Origin of the sequence: Aeromonas sp. A600620 (assembly GCF_029479985.1) — a bacterium.
Classification (GTDB): domain Bacteria; phylum Pseudomonadota; class Gammaproteobacteria; order Enterobacterales; family Aeromonadaceae; genus Aeromonas; species Aeromonas veronii_A.
Genome location: NZ_JAAKXB010000007.1, coordinates 209,747 through 227,698, shown reverse-complemented (window position 1 = coordinate 227,698; position 17,952 = coordinate 209,747). Strand labels below are relative to the sequence as shown.

Below are 17,952 nucleotides of genomic sequence, written 5' to 3'. Positions count from 1 at the left end.
GGTGCGTCCTAGTGGATTCGAACCACCGACCCCCACCATGTCAAGGTGATGCTCTAACCAGCTGAGCTAAGGACGCATAACAGCAATCTGTGATGGTGCGTCCTAGTGGATTCGAACCACCGACCCCCACCATGTCAAGGTGGTGCTCTAACCAGCTGAGCTAAGGACGCATCACAGAAAAAGTGGTGGGTTTAATTGGATTCGAACCAACGACCCCTACCATGTCAAGGTAGTGCTCTAACCAACTGAGCTATAAACCCACTTTCTCTTACTTCACTACGCCAGCGCTGCTGACGTGGTCGGCATACTACCCATGCCCCCCAAGGCTGTCAACAGGCCATATGCACAAAGGAGACTGTTTGCCCAGTTCTTGCGCAGCCTGTTGATTTTGCAGGCGAGTTGTCGCTCGCCAAGCCCTGTTACTGAGATCGCGACAGGGTAGTGCAGGCTTCCGGAGTGGCAAAACGGCCATAGATGTAGCGCAATCTCGCCCCCAGCATCAGGGCCGCACTGGTGAGGCCGACGATAAAGCCGATCCAGAAGCCCTGCGGCCCCATCCGCGGCACCAGCCAGTCGGTCAGACCCAGGATCATGCCGGTGGGCAGCCCCAGTCCCCAGTAGGCGACGATGGTGACGTAGAAAATCGCCTGGGTATCCTTGTAACCGCGTAGTGCGGCGGCCGCGACCACCTGCACCGAGTCGGAGATTTGATAAATGGCGGCGAAGAACAGCAAAATGGCCGCCAGGACGATCACCTGCTGATCATCGGTATAGATCGAGGCGATCTGCTCGCGCAGTAGCACCGTCATGGCGGCAGTGGCCGCGGCAATGGCCATCCCCAGCATCAAGCCGGTGCGAGCCGCTACCCGAGCGTGATGGGGCTGCCCTTCACCTATGCTGTGGCCAACCCGGATGGTGACACCCACCCCGATGGAGAGGGGTAGCATAAAGACCAGGCTGGAGAAGTTGAGCGCAATCTGGTGGCTCGCCACCGTCTCGGCACCGAAAGGAGCCAGCATCAGGGCTACCACGGTAAACAGGGTCACTTCGCAGAAGATCGCCATGGCGATGGGGAAGCCCAAGCGAAACAGTCGCCAGATCCGGCTGCCGTTGGGGCGAGCCAGCTGGGAGAAAAGCCGGATCTCGGTGAAGTGACGGGAGAGCTTCACATAGAGGATCATCGCCAGCAGCATGGCCCACAGCACGATGGCAGTAGCCACGCCACAACCCACACCGCCCAGTTTCGGCATGCCGAAGTGGCCGTGAATGAAGATGTAGTTGGCGGGAATATTGACCGCCAGCCCGACAAAGCCGATCACCATGGTAGGCATGGTGTGGGAGAGCCCCTCACTGAAGTTGCGCAGCACCTGGAACATCACGAAGGCAGGCAGGCCCCACAGGATGGCGTGCAGATAACCAGTGGTCTTGGCAGCCATCACCGATTCCACATCCATAAACTGCAACGCCAGCGGGCTGTAATAGAGGGCGATCATCGCCAGCGGGGTGACGATCAGTGCCAGCCAGAAGCCCTGATGAACGGCCGGACGGATTGCCTCCCGTTTACGGGCGCCATTGAGCTGGGAGACGATGGGGGTGAGCGCCATGATGATCCCCTGCACCAGCAGGATCACCGGTAGCCAGAAGCTGGACGCCACCGACACGGCAGCCAGATCGACCGCACTCACCTGACCCGCCATCACGGTATCGACGAAGTTCATGGCGACCTGGGCCACCTGGGCGACCAGAATGGGGCTGGCTAGACGGACGAGCTGCTTCGCCTCGGACCAATAACGTTGCACTGACACCTCCGAGTGGATCAGATAAGAGTAAAAAAGAGCGGAAATCGGGAAGAGCCTTTGCACTTTCGGACGAAAGTGCAAAGGGTGGGGGAGGCATTCTAGCCTGAAAACGATACAGGGTGAAACGTTTGGCTTTGAATGTGGTCGATCAGGCGTCTTGGTGATCGCTGATCAGCAGGTTGGCAGCGGCATAGGCAGCCTGCTCGCGCAGCTCGGCGGGTACCCGCTCATCGACGGCGACCGCGTTGAGGGCGCGGATGGTGGCGGCGATGGCGTTTGGCACATAGCCCTGCTCACCGGAGCCAATCTGGTTATAGGCGATACGGATCGCTTCACAACATTGATATACCTGCATTTCTTTTTCCTTGTTTACCCGGATGTGAACGGCGTCACTATAGCGATCGGACGCAAGCTTGTCAGCCTGTACCCTTGTCTCACCCTCTGCCCGAGGTTAACCTGCCCTTTTTGCCGTAGCAGGAGACGAGAGATGTTCACTGGCATAGTGCAGGGGACCGCCGAACTGGTGGCCATCGAGGAGCAACCCAACTTCCGTACCCATGTTATCCGCATGCCAAGCCCGGCGTGGGGGGAAGGGCTGGTCCTCGGCGCCTCGGTCGCCCACAACGGCTGCTGCTTGACCGTTACCCGGGTAGAGGGTGAGCTGGTCAGCTTCGATCTGATGCAGGAGACCCTGCGTCTCACCAACCTCGGCAAGCTGCAGGTGGGGGACAAGGTCAACGTGGAGCGGGCTGCCCGCTTTGGCGACGAGATCGGCGGTCATGCCATGTCTGGCCATATCATCGGCATGGCAGAGGTTACCTCGGTGATCGATACACCCAACAACCGTCAGGTGTGGTATCGCCTTGCTCCCGAGCTGATGAAATATGTGCTGACCAAGGGGTATATCGGCATCGACGGCATCAGTCTGACCATAGGTGAGGTGCGCGAGCGGGAGTTTTGCGTCCACCTGATCCCCGAGACCCTGGCCCGCACCAACCTGGGTTGGGTCAAGGCTGGCTGGCAGACCAATATCGAGATCGATCCCCAGACCCAGGCCATCGTCGATACGGTGGAGCGGGTACTGGCGGCACGCGGGGGTAACTGAAAGGAAACGGCTCTGTTTCAATCCCCTCATAAGCAAGGGCCTGCAGTGTGCAGGCCCTTGTTATTTACATGGTGAAAAAATCCACTCAACTTTTTATGGCTCGCAGTCACAACATCTGCTCAGCTCTTTGCGACTTGCATGCAAAACAGCTGCTCGGCCTTTTGTGACTCGTAATCAAAACAGTTGCTCGTCGTCTGCATCCACAAACAACTGCAAACAGTCGCGTGCTTCGTCGCGGTGAAGCCGCAGATGGATCGGATTGCAACAGGCCATGCAATCTTCGTAAAACTCCTGATCACCCTGGCTGGCATCCAGCTCGACCCGGGTATGGTGGCCGCAGTGGGGGCAGACGATGCGCTTGCTGGTGTACTCGATCATGATAACCTCCTCGGGCCCTGAGGCCGCCTATCTACCCTGATTCTAGTCGGGCTGCAGGGGGTTAACCGCGAGCAAACGCACGTTTATGACAGAGATCAAGCCTGAGGGATGGCAAGGTGAAACCGGCTGGACTGGTCGTGTGCGATAAGCACAATCCGGTTGTGATTGACGGGTGAAAAGAGGGGAATTGCCAACGGTTGTTTGGCAATAACAGGGGGCTGGAGCCCCCTGCGGATATGAGAACGCGAGCGCAGCAAGGCGCCGATAGGCGCTATTTGACCCAGCTGGCCAACATGTCGGCATTGAGTTCGGCCAGCGAGCCGAGCTGGTAGTTGGCGATGGCCAAGCGTGGGTCGCCCACTAAAGCGGGATCCGGCACGATCAGCGCTGTCATGGAGGCCGCCTTGGCCGCCAGCAAACCGGTAAAGCTGTCTTCGATGGCCAAGCAGTGCACCGGTTCCACCCCCAGTTTCTCGGCGGCGTGGATATAGACATCCGGGTGCGGTTTGCCGAAACGCTCGATTTCCGCAGAGTGAACCGCCATAAAGCGATCGCGAATGCCGAGTTTGCCGAGTACAGCTTCTACCATGGCAAAGGGTGAGGAGGTCGCCAGACCCACTTTCAGGCCGCGGGCCTCGATAAGGTCGAGCGCCTCCTGCACACCGGCTTTGGCCTGACCTTCGGAGAGGATCAGGGCGTTGACCCGATCCAGAATGCGCTGTACCACCTCTTCCTGAGTCGGGCCGCTCCACGGGCGCAGGCGATACCAGTGGGCAACCAGCTGATCTATGCGCACGCCGATGGTCGACTCACAATCCTCGACGGTGTGGGGGTGGCCCAGATCGGAGAAAACGGCGATTTGGGCCCGTTGCCAAAAGGGTTCCGAGTCGATCAGAACACCATCCATATCGAAGATCACGGCAGCTAACATCTTGTACTCCTGACAAATTTGAAGAGGGGATTATAAGCCTGACGGGGAAATGCAAAAGGGGCATTGCCATGCCCCTTGCGCTCGATCACATCGGCAAACGTTTGTTTTGCTGTGGCAAAAAAGCCCTTAGAACAGTACTTCGACCTTGGCGGCCACAGCTTTGGCTTTTTCCACCGCATCCTGGCAATCCGCTGCGCGGGTCAGCGCCACGCCAAGACGGCGGCGACCGGCGATCTCCGGCTTGCCAAACAGCCGCAGCTGGGCGCCCGGCACCAGCGCCAATGCCTCACCAATTCCCTGATAGCGGATGTCCTGGCTGTGCCCTTCGCGCAACACCACGGCGGAGGCACTCGGCCCGTACTGGGTGATGGTGCCGACCGGCAGCCCCAGAATGGCGCGCACGTGCAGGGCGAACTCGGAGAGATCCTGCGAGATCAGGGTCACCATGCCGGTATCGTGGGGGCGGGGGGAGACTTCGCTGAACCACACCTCATCCCCCTTGATGAAGAGTTCGACCCCGAACAGGCCGTAACCGCCGAGGGCCTCGACCACCTTGGCCGCTACCTCTTTGGATCGGACCAGCGCCAGCTCGCTCATCACCTGTGGCTGCCAGGATTCGCGGTAGTCGCCATCTTCCTGCCGGTGGCCGATAGGGTCGCAGAAGTGAATGCCATCGACGGCGCGTACCGTGAGCAGGGTGATCTCGTACTCAAAGGGAACGAAGCCCTCGACGATCACCTTGCCACGACCGGCGCGGCCACCCTCCTGGGCGTAGGTCCAGCTCTCATCCAGCTTGGCGAGATCGCGCAGTACACTCTGCCCCTTGCCGGACGAACTCATCACAGGTTTCACCACGCAGGGCAGGCCGATAGCCTCGACGGCGGCGACAAACTCCTCTTTGCTTTGGGCAAAACGATAGGGTGAGGTGGGCAGACCCAGGGTCTCGGCGGCGAGGCGGCGGATCCCTTCCCGGTTCATGGTGAGTTGGGTAGCGCAGGCGTTGGGCACTACCTTGACCCCTTCTTGCTCAAGGGCAGCCAGGGTATCAGTGGCAATCGCTTCAATCTCGGGGATGATGAGGTCGGGTTTAACCTCGGCAACCAGGGCACGCAGGGCGTTGCCATCGAGCATGTCCAGCACGTGGGCTGCGTGGGCCACCTGCATGGCGGGGGCGTTGGCATAGCGGTCGGCGGCGATCACTTCGATCCCGAACCGTTGCAACTCGATGGCGACCTCTTTGCCAAGTTCGCCGGAGCCCAGCAGCAGGGCACGGGTGGCGCCGGGGCGGGTTGCGGTTCCAAACATACGATCTCTCCTGATGTCGATGGTCATTGTTGATGATCGCTATCGCACGAATAGCGGACAAAAAAAGAGGCACGCATGGCGTACCTCAGGAAACGGGTTTGTGAGCGCGCTGCTCCAGATGGGTCAGCAAGGTAATGGCGCCAATGATGATGGCGGCGCCAAGCCACAGACGGCCGGGGGGCGCCCAGCCAAATACCAGCCAGCCCGCCAGCACGTTCATCGGCAGCTTGGCAAAATCGAAAGGCTGCACGAAGGAGGCCTCTGCCACGCTGTAAGCGCGAGCGATGGACATTTGGGCCAGTGCCGTCAGCACGCCGGAGGCGGCTACCAGCAGCCACTGGCTCTCGCTTGGCCACTGCCACTCCGGCAGGGCCAGCATGATGTTGAACGGGGTACTAAAGATAAGCAGATAGACCACAATGGTGTGGGATGATTCGTTGGCCGCCTGATAGCGCACCATCAGGGAGTAGCCGGCCCAGAACAGCGCCGCCGCCACCGGCAGCAGGGAGGCCCAGTTGAACTCGTCAGTCCAGGGGGCGAGGATCAGCATGGCGCCGGCAAAGCCCGCCAGGGTGGCCAGAATGCGGGTGCGGCTCACCTGCTCCTTGAGCAGCAGGGCGGAGCCCAGGGTGGCAAACAGCGGTGAGGTCATCAGCAGGGCGATCCCCTGCCAGATGGGGACGGGGTACGCCAGTGCCCAGAGCCAGAGCTGGATGCCGATCACTGCCAGCAATACCCGCAACAGGTGCAACCGGAACTGATTGGTCATCAGGGATTGGCGCAAGCCATGACGAACCAGCCAGGGCAGCAGGCAGATCAGGGCGATCAGGTATTGATGGAAGGCGACCTGAGTCGATGGGAGGCCAAGCTTGAAGCTGACATACTGGCTCAGGCTGTTGACGGCGGCGAAGCAGAGTCCTGCCACCATCATCCAGACTGCACCGGCCAAAGGAGAGTGCCTGCGCGAGGGTATCATGGGATCCGGGTCGCTGGAAAAAAGTGCGGCGGATCATAACGGCAATCGTTTGTTCTGCCAAGGGTGGAAGCGCGGCCGCAGGGTTGGCTGGCGAGGAAGTGGCCTTGCATCAAAAAATTTGAACAAGTTGAGCATCTATTTTCGCTATCAGCAAATAAGCACAATGTTTAGAGTGACCTCCATCGACAGCAAGGCTGTTCAACCGACAACCAAATGGAGTTTCACCATGGCCAATATCCTCGTACTCAAATCCAGCATCCTGGGTCAATATTCCCAATCCAACGCCCTGATCGACGGCTTCCTGGCTGATCATCAGGATGATGCCGTCACCGTGCGTGATCTGGCGGCCCTCAACCTGCCGGTGCTGGATGGCGAGCTGGCCTCCGGCCTGCGTGGTGGTGATAACCTCAATGAGCGTCAACTGGCGGTGATCGCCCAGTCCGACGAGCTGATCGCCGAACTGAAAGCGAGCGACTTGGTGGTGATTGCGGCCCCCATGTACAACTTCAACATCCCGACCCAGCTGAAAAACTGGATCGATCTGGTGGCTCGTGCTGGCGTCACCTTCCGCTACACCGAGACCGGTCCGGTGGGTATGGTTGAAAATACCCGTGCGCTGGTGATCAGCCCCCGCGGCGGCATGCACGTCGGCAGCGCCACCGATCTGGTCACTCCCTACATGCGTACCGTGCTCGGTTTCATCGGTATCAAAGAGGTGGATTTCATCTACGCCGAAGGGATGGGGATGGGCCCGGATGCCCAGAGCAAGGGGATGGAAGCGGCCAAAGCGCAGCTTGAGGCTCTGGCTATCTAAGGGCTCTCTTTTATAAGGGCTCTCTATCCCGTCAGGGGTTATCTCTTCAAGGGGTTGCCCCACCAGATACAAGAACGCAGCCATCAGGCTGCGTTTGTTTTTTGGCTCGATATGATTGTGACAGGCGTTGCTGCTACAGAGAGTATCGCGGCAAGCGGTCGGTATAGACGCTCTGGCGGAGTCACTACTCCATCATAAAGCGGCGACAACCGCGCACCAGCAGCAGTGCCACCGCGACCAGCAGGCCAAGCAGGAGGGTGGTTAGCCACTGTTCGGTACTTTGCGGCAAGTGGGGCGTGAAGAGGCTGATCATCAACAGGGTACAGAGCGTGATCAACAGGCTCTGTCGGGTCATCAGTATCATGGGGTCATCCTTGGTTTGCTCACCTGAAACGATTTTAATGCCCTCTTGTGACAGGGTGATGTATCCGTGCATCACCCTGTTGGGGCTCTTCAGACCATATCAGGTTTTTACCGCAGAGCCAGCGCCATCACTGGCGCTGTGATCCCGATCCCGCTAGCTCTCTTTATCTGAACTGTTTCTGCGCCGGCTGGTAGTGAAAATCGCCGCTGGCGAGCCGCGCTTCCAGTGCTGCTTGATCGATCTCCTGCGCCTTGCAGAGATCATCCAGGTCGTCATAGTGATCACGCAGCTGCATATTGACGACGCTCAACAGCATGTTGATATCCATGGTGGCGAACTTTTTCAAATCCATGATTATTTCTCCCGATCCAGTGATTGCAGCTGCTCGATGGCGGCGCTGACGCTGTGCAGATGCTGGCGGATCGCCTCGCGGGATTCGCTAGGCAGATAGTCGGTCAGGGTATGTTGCCAGCTGCCAGCTTCGCTCTTGAGCTGCAGGAAGAGTGCCTGGCCGGCATTGGTGAGGGAGACCAGGCTGATGCGTTTGTCCTGCTCGCTGCTCTCGGTGAAGATGATCCCTTTTTCGACCAGACGGCGGATCTCGCGGGAGATGCGCACCTTGTCCATGCCGCTCGCCTCGACCAGCTCTTTCTGGCTGATGGGGTAGTTGGGGCCGAGCACCATCATCAGGCGCCATTGCGGCACGGTCAGCTGGTAACGCTGTTCATAAAACTGTTCGAAGGTATCCCGTAGCATCTCGGCGGCATGTACCAACTGATAGGGCGGGTAGTGAGCGAGTAACGCTATGATTTTTGACATATTACACCCTGCTGTGACGGCTGCATCAGATGCAGTTTCTTTTGATACTTTGACATTGATGATACGAAACTCAAGCTGATTTGTCTGACCCGGTTGCGATGAAATGTGCGGTGGCGCACGCCCTCAAGGAAAAACCGGGTCTGACCGACGGGATTTTAAGCCAACGCTGTTCAGCCTTTACGCAACCAGATGAGGGCGTTCTGCTTGAGCCAAGCCTCGCGAGTGTGGATGGCGTAGAGCGCCGCCTCGTCACGGCTGCCCGCTTGCCAGCTTTGCGGCTCCTGTTTGGGCAGCTTGCGCTGACCCAGCAGGCAGGCAGGAATGTGCGGGTTGGCCTCGATGGCGACCAGCAGATGGGGCTTGGCTGCCTCGGCACCCTCGGTGGCAAAGACCATCAGCGCCTTGTTGTATAGCAACCAGCTGGAAGCTTCATCAAAGCGCACCAGCAGGGCGGCCAGCGCCTGCCAATCCCCTTGCAGTGCATAGAGAGTGGAGAGGTTGTAGCGGCAACCCAGCTCATCGGCCACGCAGATCGTCAGCAGATCCAGATACTCCGCTTTGGCTTCACCCAGCTTGCCAAGCCGCAACAGGCAGTCGGCGCGCCCGGCTCTGGCGGCCAGCAGGGGGCGCAGTTCGGGGGCACTCCAGCCGTGGCCAGCGATTTGCTGCCAAAAGGCTTCATCAAAGAGCGGAGTGGCATCGGCGATGATCTTCTCGAACCAGCCGAGGCGGGCCTGATGATCGCGGCAGCTGTCGGCCAGTTCGAACCAGGTCTGCCACTGTTGGGCCTGTTCGCCATTGAGGGAGACATCAGCGCTGGGAGCTGCCTGATACTGGTCGAGGTTGAGCAACTGGTTGAGGGCGGTTTTCATATTCTGGCGCTGTCGTTTGCAGAACTCGACAAAGGGGAGTTCGCTGGCGGCGGCGCTATAGAGCATCTGGGCCATCTGCTTGTCGCGAAACAGGCTCAGCTCGGCGGCCAGACTGAAGCGGTACTGGGTGGTCGGGTCGTTCAAATCCTTCGGCTTGGGCCAGGTGGCAAAGCCCTGGCTGAAACCGTAGCACCACTGACCGAGGGGATGGCTCTGCTCGAACACCTGCTCCGGGTTATCGCTGGGCAGGCGGCATTGGCTCGGCAGTGCCAGCTGGGCGTCGTCGGCCTGGGCTTCCAGCTCGGCGATCAGATGGTTGAGGGCTTCTGCGCTTTTTTCATCCAACTCGGCATCCTGTTCCAGCAATCCAGCCAGCGGGCGTTGCCAGTCAGGGGTCTCTGGCCCTACCAGACGGGCACAGAGAAAACCGTGCAGGGCCGGGTAGGTCATGTCTTGCTGGCTGTGGCTCTGGATCCATTGATTAAGATGGCGGGTACGAGTGGATGGGTTCATCGACAGTTCCTCTGGATTTGAACAGCCGCGAAGTCTACCTAAAAGTGGGGTTATTTGCAGCAAATGGCCGCCTGTTTGGCGATTTAATCACCATTGGCGGATAAGATAAGGGCGAAATGGCGGCCAGTGGTGGCTTGGGGACTAGGCCGGATCACCGCTCTTGAGGTAACATGCGCGCCCATAGGGGCCATGATCAATTGGCCCATCCGGGTAATGAGAAAAGAGAGCACCATGATACAGATTGGCAAGATGAACACCCTCACCGTTGTTGAACTCGAAGATCGCGGCGCCTGGCTTGCGGCCGATGAGTACGGTGAACTGCTGCTGCCCAAGCGTCAACTGCCGGAAGGGGTGAAAGAGGGGGATAGCGTGCAGGTCTTCCTCTATCTGGATGCCGATTGCGAGCCGGTGATCACCACCGACAAGCCGTTTGCCATGGTGGACGAATTTGCCGGTCTGAAAGTGGTCAATGCCAACAAGATTGGTGCTTTCCTCGACTGGGGCATGAAAAAGGATCTGTTTGTGCCCAGCCGCGAGCAGAACAAGCCGATGCAGGTGGGCCACGTCTATCTGGTGCGTCTGCAACTGGATAACGAAGGACGCATGGTCGGCACCAGCCGCATCGAGCGTTTCCTGACACCGGCCGGCAGCAACTTCAAGGTCGGTGACGAAGTGACCGCGCTGCCGGGGGAGCATTCTCCTCTAGGTATCAAGGTGATCGTCAACGGTCAGTATCCCGGCATGCTGTTCAAGAACGAAGTGTTTGGCCGAGTGATGACCGGTCGGCCGCAAACCGCCTGGGTCAAGCAGGTGCGCGAAGATGGCAAGCTCGATCTGACCCTGCAAAAGCCGGGTCTGGCGCGGGTCGATGATGCCGGTGAGCGCATTCTGAGCCGGATGAAAAAGCAGGGCGGCAGTCTGGCGGTGGGTGACAAGAGCGAACCCGAGCTCATCTACAAGCTGTTCAGCATGAGCAAGGGCACCTTCAAGAAGGCGATCGGCGGCCTCTACAAGCAGGGCAAGATTGTCATCGAAGATAACGCCATTACCCTGACCGACGCCGGTGCCGCGCAGGTACAAGCAGGTGAGCAGGCGCAGGATAGCGAATAAGATGCCGAGCCCCTGTGTTGGCCTCTGCAAGGCGAAAGACGGGCTTTGCCTTGGTTGTGGCCGCACCCTGAGCGAGATCGGCCACTGGTCGGCGATGGATAGCAAGGCCCAGCTGGCGGTGATGGCCGAGCTGAATGGCTCGAAAAGTACTCACCTCTGTCCGGGTTGTGGCGAACCGGCCTATTGCGCCGTCTCTGCCGGTCAGACCATTGCGCAGTGCTGGTGCAGCCAGTTGCCGGTACTGCCGATGCAGGAGGCCAGCGCTTGCTGGTGCCGCCGCTGTCTGGCCAAGGCCATCGCGGCGCAGGATTAGCAGAAAACTGAATTAAGTGAAAATAGAAACAAGAAAGGCGCCGATGGCGCCTTTTTTATGCCTGCTGCTGGCGATGCCAGCGCACATGCACTTGATCTTCGGTCAGCAGACGGGGCAGCAGGAAGGTGGCGAAGATCACCTCAAACTCATCCTGATGATCCAGCAAACCGACCCACACTTCGACCCAGCGCTCCATATCGACCGGTTCACCCAGCTCGGTCGACCAGTCGGCATTGGGCAGGGTCGCCTCCACGGCGCCACGCTGCTCAAACTCCAGGGTGATGTCGACTATTTGTTCGGGGGCCAGCATATCGGCGGCCTGCTCAAGAAACTGATCATAGGCCCATTCGACCAGCTGATCCGGGGTACGCTGTTCCATGAAATCACTCCAGATACATCGAGGTTCGTTACTGTAACAATTATTGGCTGTGGCGGCCAGACCAGTGCGCCGGGCGTGGCTGGCCTGTCCAAGTTGCCGTTGGGGGAGTATGGTTAAGGCGCGGATCAGCTGGCAGGGAGTAAGGGGATGAAGCAGCGGGGACGGCGGCAACAGATCAAGCGACGGCGCGAGGCCTGGTGGTGGCACTATCTGCCGCTTCACCGCGAAACGGTGGGCGGCCATCTGGGCCCACCGGAGAAACCCGATGAGCCCTGAGGATCAGTCGGCCTGATGCACCCGATTGAGGGTGATCTGGCCCAGTTGTCCCATCTGGCGGCGGATCCAGACCGAGCGCTTCTGCACATAGGGTGAAGGGGGCTTGACCCGATAGCGCCACGGATTGGGCAGGGCAGCAGCCAGCAGGGATGACTCGTAGCGGGTCAAGCGGCTGGCCGGTTTGCCAAAGTAGGTGCGGGCAGCGGCTTCGGCGCCATAGATGCCGGGGCCGAACTCCACGATATTGAGATAGACCTCGAGAATACGGGCCTTGTCCCAACCCAGCTCCATCAGCAGGGTAAACCAGGCCTCCAGCCCCTTGCGCAGGAAGCTGCGATCACTCCACATAAAGAGGTTCTTGGCGGTCTGCTGACTGAGGGTGCTGGCGCCGCGCACCCGTTCGCTGTGCTGGTTGTGCTTGAGGGCCGCGTTGATGGCATCCATGTCAAAGCCGTTGTGATCGGCAAAGCGCTGATCCTCGGCGGCGATCACCGCCAGTTGCAGCTCCTTGGAGATGGACTCCAGATCTACCCATTGATGGCGCACCTGGGTGATCTTGGCGGGCGGAAAGAGGGCCCGCTCGATACGCCAGCTCCACATCGGCGGATCGATAAAGCGCAGCAAGGCGACCGAGCCGACCGAGCAGAGCAGCCCGGCCAGCGCGATCTTGCCTGCCCACCTCAACACCCGGCGCCCAAGGGATGCAGATGGGCGTACGGGGGCCACGGCGTCAGGGCTAGACTCCCACTGATAGTGGCTGGGATCATCGGGATCCGGAATTATTGGGGCAGCCATTCGATGTGGCAGAACTTCTCGTCAACACGGCGGGAGAGCAGCATGCGGGCAAACAGATGCTCATACTCTTGTTCTTCATTGCCAAGGCCAACCCAGATCTCGGCATAGTCGGTGTCGCTCACCGCAAAACCCACGTCCGCTTCCCAGTCATCGGCCGGGTCGGTTTCGGCCAGCAGGCCGCGGTCGTTGAACTCCTGATTGAAACGGGCGATCTCCTGCCCCGGCAGGTTGTCAGAGGCCAGCTCCATAAAGAGTTCGAGGGCGGTATCGAGCAGTTCCTCGACGCTGTGCATTTCGTCATTCATAGACATAAGCGGTCTGTTCCAGAAAAGAGAAAAAGGTGCCAGCGCAGATCACTGCCTGCGGGGCGGCGCTATTCTAGCGGTCGGCAGACCCCTTGGCGAGATGAGGCGAGCCGCTGTGACCTGTTTTTGTGCCAATAAAAAACCGGATCCTGCCAGGGGATCCGGTTTCATTGGGGGAAGGGGTCACGCATAGGGCGTCAGCTCATCCCTTCTTGTTGTCATCGGCGAAGGTGATGTTGAGCTCCAGCACTGACAGCTCATCACTCTTCTGATCCAGTTGAACGGTTATCTTCTCCGGATCAATGTTGACGTATTTACGGATCACATCGAGGATATCCTGCTTGAGCTGGGGCAGGTAATCCGGCCCCCCTCTGGATGAACGCTCGTGAGCAACGATGATCTGCAACCGCTCTTTGGCCAGTTGTGCGGTGTTCTGTTTCTTGTTGGAACGAAAATAATCCAATAATGACATGTTTAACTCCCGAACAGTCGGCTAAAGAAGCCCTTCTTCTCTTCTTCCAGAAAACGAAATTCCTTGGCATCGCCCAGCAGGCGGGACACCGCATCTTCGTAGGCCTGACCGGCATCGGACTCCTTGTCCAGGATGACCGGTTCGCCGGAGTTGGAGGCGCGCAGCACCGCCTGGGACTCCGGGATCACCCCGAGCAGCGGGATGGCCAGGATCTCCTGCACATCCTGCACGCTCAGCATGTCGCCGCGGTTGACGCGGGTCGGGCAGTAGCGGGTCAGCAGCAGGTGCTCCTTGATGGGGTCTTCGCCACGCTCGGCGCGGCGAGACTTGGAGGCCAGGATGCCAAGGATGCGGTCGGAGTCACGCACGGAAGAGACTTCCGGGTTGGTGGTGACGATCGCTTCATCGGCAAAATAGAGCGCCATCAGTGCGCCCGCCTCGATCCCCGCCGGGGAGTCGCAGACGATGTAATCGAACTTCATCTCCGCCAGTTGATCCAGGATCTTCTCGACCCCCTCACGGGTGAGGGCATCTTTGTCCCGGGTCTGGGAGGCGGGCAGGATAAACAGATTTTCCGAGCGTTTGTCCTTGATCAGCGCCTGATTGAGGTTTGCTTCCCCATTGATGACGTTGACGAAGTCATACACCACGCGCCGCTCGCAGCCCATGATGAGATCCAGGTTTCTCAGACCGATGTCAAAGTCAATGACCACTGTCTTGTGACCACGCTGGGCTAAGCCGGTGCTCAGGGCCGCACTGGTTGTGGTCTTGCCAACGCCACCTTTACCCGATGTAACGACTATGATTCGCGCCATTCTCGCTTCCTTGTAACTCTATTTGATACGGTCTATTCGGAGTTGTTCATTGTCCAGCCGGACGTGTACCGGTTGCTGGATCAGGCCTGCCGGCAATGCATCGCTCAGCTGGAATGTGCCCGCGATGGAGAGCAGCTCGGCCTGTAATTGCTGGCAATAGATCCGGGCCTGGGTGTTTCCCCGGGCACCGGCAATGGCTCTGCCACGCAGGGTGCCATAAATATGAATGCTGTCGTCGGCGAGCACTTCGGCTCCTGGACTGACGGACCCCAGCACCACCAACGAGGTACCGGCGGCATAAATCTGCTGGCCGGAACGAACCGGTCCCACATGTACCTTGCTCGGGATCAAGGGGGCGGGTTCGGGCTCGGGAACCACCTCAGGGGCGGCTGGCGCGGGGGCAGGCTCGGGTTCCGGTTCGCTCTTGCGACTCTTGCCCGAGGCCATCACTGCCAGTCCCACCGCCTTGGCGGCCGTCTTCATCTCTTCACTGCGCGCCCCCGTGATGCCAACCAGCACAAACTCTTCGGACTCCACCAGCTCCTTGAGCTGTTCGAAATCGGGAATATGTTCCAGTCGGGAAACATTGATCACCAGCGGCGCACAATTAAAAAAGTAGGGTGCCTGGGCCACTTTTTCGGCCAACAACTGACGTATCCGCTCAGGCTCGCCATCGCTGATATGCAACACAGAAATAGTGAAGGTGGTCCCTTTCAATTCGTTATCGCGCTCAACCATGAATCTTCCCCGAGGCAGAGATGCTAATCCGTTATTGTTATTCAATTCCTGATGTTATAGTTTGCCCCCATCAGAGGCAATAAACTCGTCGGATTATATCAATTTCCATGTTGTGTGCAGTCTATAAAAGTCGCAAAAAAGCCGAGACCTACCTTTTTGTTGAGAGAAGAGAGGATTTTTCCCGCGTCCCCGCGCCCTTGATGGGGGTGTTTGGCCGCCCAGAACTGGTATTGATGACCAAACTGGACCCCGCTAAGCCCTTGGGAATGGCCGATGTTGGCAAGGTAATGGAGGCGCTGACGACTCAGGGCTTCTACCTGCAGGTGCCGCCGCCCCCCGAGAATTTGCTGGAGCAACACAAGGCCAGCCTGAAAAAACCAGCCTGAATATCCAGCCCCGTTGTGCGTTCTGCCAAGCGGGGCTAATTCTTTGTGACTCTGCATGACGCATTTCGGCCCCGAAGAGGTAGCTTGCGATAATCCCGTGACAGGATCTGGCCAAATTAAACCCTCCCTTTGGTGATATTCACTTTTCGCTGTTTAAATAGAAAGTCAATCTGCTCCCAACACCATATCCTCAACCTTTGCTGGCGCTCACAAAAATAGCGAGTAGCGCGTACTCATATCCTCCATTTCAACGACTATTGGCTCATTCATCGATTATTTTCAGCCTCTTCCTTGGGCGCTTTTTGGCCTCCACTGCCCGATGCGTTTTACATCAAATAGGGCGTAAAGAGGGCGGTGATAACTGTGCTAAAACCAGTTTGTGCGATGCGCTGTGGCTAAAATGATGAGCTAACCCTCTGTTTGTGTGCTTGATTGTTTGCCCTGATCACGAAAGTGCCACATAGGAGGCAATCAATGTGGCGGCGTGATAATCCGCAGGGTGAGCGGTAACCACGTCTTGCCAAACAAGGGTATGACCAAAGGGGGATATTGAGATGAGGGAGCATCTCGATATCGATTAGGTGTGAAAGCGTGGCTGGGGCAAGATAGCAGGTAAAGGTTTCATGTCGGGGCGTAATGTCTCTCTCAATGCATTGAGAAGAGTTAATCAAGGCATGTAATTAGAGAGGTATGCAGACAAGGCAATCCGCATTGCGGTGGCGTAGCAGGGTATATCAGCGACGCCCAACAGTGAAATGGTCGGTATGCCGGTATAAGTGCTCAGCATCCCATTCGGGCAATAAAAAAGGCGGGATATCCCGCCTTTGTTCAGATGAGGGTCGCAACCCTTATTTATTCGCAGGCAACCTGCATCACCTTGATGGCCAGACCGCCACGGGAGGTTTCACGGTACTTGGAGTCCATATCCTTGCCGGTGATGTACATGGTCTCGATCACCTTGTCCAGGGAGACGCGCGGCTTGGAGGTACGACGCAGGGCCATACGGGAGGCGTTGACTGCCTTCATGGCGGCGATGGCGTTACGCTCGATGCAAGGCACCTGTACCTGACCGGCAACCGGATCACAGGTCAGACCCAGGTTGTGTTCCATACCGATTTCAGCGGCTTCGCAAACGTGCTCCGGGCTACCGCCCATCAGCTCGGTCAGACCGGCAGCGGCCATGGAGCAGGAGACACCCACTTCACCCTGACAGCCCACTTCGGCGCCGGAGATGGAGGCGTTCATTTTGTAGAGGATGCCGACGGCACCGGCAGCCAGATAGAAGCGGGTGTACTCGTCGCGGCCAACCGGCTGGATGAACTTGTCGTAGTAAGCCAGTACGGCCGGGATGATACCGGCAGCGCCGTTGGTCGGGGCAGTGACCACGCGGCCACCGGCAGCGTTCTCTTCACTCACGGCCAGAGCGAACATGTTGACCCAGTCAACGATGTTCATCGGATCGCTCGAGAGGTTCTCGTTGGTGTTGAGCTGACGGTAGAGCGGCGCGGCACGACGGGGTACGCGCAGCGGGCCGGAGAGAACGCCTTCGGTACGGCAGCCGCGCTCGATACCTTCGCGCATGGTGTTCCAGATCTTGCCGAACTTCTTGTAGATCTCTTCCGGAGTGTTGAAGCACTTCTCGTTTTCCATCATCAGGGCAGAGATGGAGAGACCGGTCTGGCTGCAATGGGCAACCAGCTCAGCGGCGCTCTTGAACGGATAGCGTACGGACATGTCGCCGCTGTCAGCCTTGCCGAAGTTCTCTTCGTCAACGATAAAGCCACCACCGATGGAGTAATAGGTCTTGCTGTAGACCACTTCATCTTCGATCAGGGCAGTCAGCTTCATGCCGTTTTCGTGCAGCGGCAGGGCTTCGTCGTGGAATACCATGGCGTCGCGCGGGAAGCTGACGGTGTGGCAGTGCAGGCCGATCGGCAGGCGCTCGGTCTGCTCAACACGGGAGATAAACTCGGGGATGGCATCGATATCGACATTTTCCGGCAGGTTGCCAGCCAGGCCCATGATGATGGCAGTGTCGGTATGGTGGCCTTTGCCAGTCCAGGAGAGGGAGCCGTAGACATCGACATTGATCCGGGTTACATCGCGGATCTTGCCGCCCGCGCGCAGCTCGTCAACAAACTGCTTGGCCGCTTTCATCGGGCCAACAGTGTGGGAAGAAGAGGGGCCTACACCGATTTTGAAGATATCAAAAACGCTGATCATGTCACTATTACCTCAGGGTAGAAGGGGGCGGCATGCCCACTCACAGAAATTTGGGAGATCCATGGAACGCGCTTGTCAGCGCAGGTCACAGAACCAGATAACCGTAGTGTAACGGCTCCAGACCTAAAAAAAGTTGAAATAGATCTATTTTTGTTGAATCTGAGGCGCGAGTATAAAATTTATTTTTGTGCTTATCCATTTTGTTAAGCGTTTGCCCATAAAAATACCCGGCGATGCCGGGCATTTCGGAACCAAATGGATTCA

Annotated in this window: 23 protein-coding genes and 3 tRNA genes; 6 read left to right on the top strand and 20 right to left on the bottom strand. The window is 58.3% G+C overall.

Annotated elements, in window-relative coordinates; genetic code table 11:
- Positions 1-2: 2 nt before the first annotated feature.
- From G5533_RS11500 to G5533_RS11480, 5 genes are all read right to left on the bottom strand, one after another.
- Positions 3-76, bottom strand: a tRNA-Val gene (locus tag G5533_RS11500).
- Positions 77-93: 17 nt separating this feature from the next.
- A tRNA-Val gene (locus G5533_RS11495) sits at positions 94-170 on the bottom strand.
- A gap of 13 nt (positions 171-183) precedes the next feature.
- Positions 184-260 (bottom strand) — tRNA-Val (locus G5533_RS11490).
- A 159-nt stretch (positions 261-419) separates the two neighbouring features.
- Entirely contained in the window at positions 420-1,799 is a 1,380-nt protein-coding gene (locus G5533_RS11485; RefSeq protein ID WP_266135060.1) for an MATE family efflux transporter, read from the bottom strand.
- A 148-nt stretch (positions 1,800-1,947) separates the two neighbouring features.
- The gene (locus G5533_RS11480; protein ID WP_421230905.1) at positions 1,948-2,154 is read right to left on the bottom strand and encodes a YaeP family protein; all 207 of its coding nucleotides are present in this window, start codon (positions 2,152-2,154) and stop codon (positions 1,948-1,950) included.
- A gap of 132 nt (positions 2,155-2,286) precedes the next feature.
- Here G5533_RS11480 and G5533_RS11475 point away from each other — a divergent pair, with 132 nt between their 5' ends.
- Positions 2,287-2,904 carry a riboflavin synthase subunit alpha gene (locus G5533_RS11475; protein ID WP_441254818.1) on the top strand — a complete coding sequence of 206 codons (618 nt, stop codon included), beginning with the start codon at positions 2,287-2,289 and terminating at the stop codon, positions 2,902-2,904.
- A 174-nt stretch (positions 2,905-3,078) separates the two neighbouring features.
- Here G5533_RS11475 and G5533_RS11470 read toward each other — a convergent pair whose 3' ends face one another.
- The 4 genes from G5533_RS11470 to G5533_RS11455 all read right to left on the bottom strand — a co-directional run bounded on the left by G5533_RS11470 (position 3,079) and on the right by G5533_RS11455 (position 6,494).
- The gene (locus G5533_RS11470) at positions 3,079-3,282 is read right to left on the bottom strand and encodes a CPXCG motif-containing cysteine-rich protein (protein ID WP_005336871.1); all 204 of its coding nucleotides are present in this window, start codon (positions 3,280-3,282) and stop codon (positions 3,079-3,081) included.
- Between the two features lie 271 nt (positions 3,283-3,553).
- The gene (gene hxpB / locus G5533_RS11465) at positions 3,554-4,213 is read right to left on the bottom strand and encodes a hexitol phosphatase HxpB (protein WP_421204960.1); all 660 of its coding nucleotides are present in this window, start codon (positions 4,211-4,213) and stop codon (positions 3,554-3,556) included.
- 126 nt (positions 4,214-4,339) lie between these two features.
- Complete coding sequence (gene purT, locus G5533_RS11460) at positions 4,340-5,518, bottom strand: formate-dependent phosphoribosylglycinamide formyltransferase (protein ID WP_216978854.1); 1,179 nt, start codon at positions 5,516-5,518, stop codon at positions 4,340-4,342.
- Between the two features lie 85 nt (positions 5,519-5,603).
- Positions 5,604-6,494 (bottom strand): DMT family transporter, encoded by an 891-nt coding sequence (locus G5533_RS11455; RefSeq protein WP_224967576.1) that lies wholly within the window; start codon positions 6,492-6,494, stop codon positions 5,604-5,606.
- Positions 6,495-6,720: 226 nt separating this feature from the next.
- Between G5533_RS11455 and G5533_RS11450 the strand changes: the two genes are divergently transcribed.
- Positions 6,721-7,308 carry an FMN-dependent NADH-azoreductase gene (locus G5533_RS11450; RefSeq protein WP_005352326.1) on the top strand — a complete coding sequence of 196 codons (588 nt, stop codon included), beginning with the start codon at positions 6,721-6,723 and terminating at the stop codon, positions 7,306-7,308.
- Between the two features lie 184 nt (positions 7,309-7,492).
- On the opposite strand, the gene G5533_RS11445 is transcribed toward G5533_RS11450, so the two are convergent.
- The 4 genes from G5533_RS11445 to G5533_RS11430 form a co-directional block, all read right to left on the bottom strand.
- Positions 7,493-7,672, bottom strand: a complete 180-nt coding sequence (locus G5533_RS11445; protein WP_005336860.1) for a hypothetical protein — start codon at positions 7,670-7,672, stop codon at positions 7,493-7,495.
- Positions 7,673-7,835: 163 nt separating this feature from the next.
- The gene (locus tag G5533_RS11440) at positions 7,836-8,024 is read right to left on the bottom strand and encodes a DUF4250 domain-containing protein (protein ID WP_204383253.1); all 189 of its coding nucleotides are present in this window, start codon (positions 8,022-8,024) and stop codon (positions 7,836-7,838) included.
- 2 nt (positions 8,025-8,026) lie between these two features.
- A complete protein-coding gene (locus G5533_RS11435) occupies positions 8,027-8,491 on the bottom strand; it encodes a MarR family winged helix-turn-helix transcriptional regulator (protein ID WP_005345795.1) in 465 nt (154 codons plus the stop codon).
- A gap of 170 nt (positions 8,492-8,661) precedes the next feature.
- Complete coding sequence (locus G5533_RS11430) at positions 8,662-9,876, bottom strand: YecA/YgfB family protein (protein ID WP_421243529.1); 1,215 nt, start codon at positions 9,874-9,876, stop codon at positions 8,662-8,664.
- 231 nt (positions 9,877-10,107) lie between these two features.
- On the opposite strand from G5533_RS11430, the gene G5533_RS11425 reads away from it, so the two are divergent.
- Together G5533_RS11425 and G5533_RS11420 are read left to right on the top strand one after the other, a co-directional pair.
- Positions 10,108-10,986 (top strand): CvfB family protein, encoded by an 879-nt coding sequence (locus tag G5533_RS11425; RefSeq protein ID WP_005345791.1) that lies wholly within the window; start codon positions 10,108-10,110, stop codon positions 10,984-10,986.
- A 1-nt stretch (position 10,987) separates the two neighbouring features.
- Complete coding sequence (locus G5533_RS11420) at positions 10,988-11,299, top strand: DUF1289 domain-containing protein (RefSeq protein ID WP_005345788.1); 312 nt, start codon at positions 10,988-10,990, stop codon at positions 11,297-11,299.
- Between the two features lie 55 nt (positions 11,300-11,354).
- On the opposite strand, the gene G5533_RS11415 is transcribed toward G5533_RS11420, so the two are convergent.
- The gene (locus G5533_RS11415; protein WP_005336851.1) at positions 11,355-11,678 is read right to left on the bottom strand and encodes an HI1450 family dsDNA-mimic protein; all 324 of its coding nucleotides are present in this window, start codon (positions 11,676-11,678) and stop codon (positions 11,355-11,357) included.
- Between the two features lie 147 nt (positions 11,679-11,825).
- Between G5533_RS11415 and G5533_RS11410 the strand changes: the two genes are divergently transcribed.
- Positions 11,826-11,954, top strand: a complete 129-nt coding sequence (locus tag G5533_RS11410) for a hypothetical protein (RefSeq protein WP_019445852.1) — start codon at positions 11,826-11,828, stop codon at positions 11,952-11,954.
- 3 nt (positions 11,955-11,957) lie between these two features.
- Here G5533_RS11410 and mtgA read toward each other — a convergent pair whose 3' ends face one another.
- The 5 genes from mtgA to minC all read right to left on the bottom strand — a co-directional run bounded on the left by mtgA (position 11,958) and on the right by minC (position 15,079).
- Positions 11,958-12,749, bottom strand: coding sequence for a monofunctional biosynthetic peptidoglycan transglycosylase (gene mtgA / locus G5533_RS11405; RefSeq protein WP_410489648.1), 792 nt, complete (start codon positions 12,747-12,749; stop codon positions 11,958-11,960).
- On the bottom strand, positions 12,734-13,060 hold the full coding sequence (locus tag G5533_RS11400; protein WP_421255175.1) for an HI1450 family dsDNA-mimic protein: 327 nt from the start codon (positions 13,058-13,060) through the stop codon (positions 12,734-12,736). Before G5533_RS11400 ends, mtgA begins: the two co-directional genes overlap by 16 nt.
- Before the next feature lie 196 nt (positions 13,061-13,256).
- The gene (gene minE, locus G5533_RS11395) at positions 13,257-13,526 is read right to left on the bottom strand and encodes a cell division topological specificity factor MinE (protein WP_005345779.1); all 270 of its coding nucleotides are present in this window, start codon (positions 13,524-13,526) and stop codon (positions 13,257-13,259) included.
- A 2-nt stretch (positions 13,527-13,528) separates the two neighbouring features.
- Positions 13,529-14,341 (bottom strand): septum site-determining protein MinD, encoded by an 813-nt coding sequence (gene minD, locus G5533_RS11390; protein WP_005336847.1) that lies wholly within the window; start codon positions 14,339-14,341, stop codon positions 13,529-13,531.
- A gap of 18 nt (positions 14,342-14,359) precedes the next feature.
- Complete coding sequence (gene minC, locus G5533_RS11385) at positions 14,360-15,079, bottom strand: septum site-determining protein MinC (RefSeq protein ID WP_013723728.1); 720 nt, start codon at positions 15,077-15,079, stop codon at positions 14,360-14,362.
- 107 nt (positions 15,080-15,186) lie between these two features.
- On the opposite strand from minC, the gene G5533_RS11380 reads away from it, so the two are divergent.
- Positions 15,187-15,465: a YcgL domain-containing protein gene (locus tag G5533_RS11380; protein WP_421255174.1), complete on the top strand. Its 279-nt coding sequence runs from the start codon at positions 15,187-15,189 to the stop codon at positions 15,463-15,465.
- A gap of 852 nt (positions 15,466-16,317) precedes the next feature.
- Here G5533_RS11380 and G5533_RS11375 read toward each other — a convergent pair.
- Positions 16,318-17,688, bottom strand: a complete 1,371-nt coding sequence (locus G5533_RS11375) for an L-serine ammonia-lyase (RefSeq protein ID WP_005336844.1) — start codon at positions 17,686-17,688, stop codon at positions 16,318-16,320.
- Positions 17,689-17,952 lie beyond the last annotated feature (264 nt).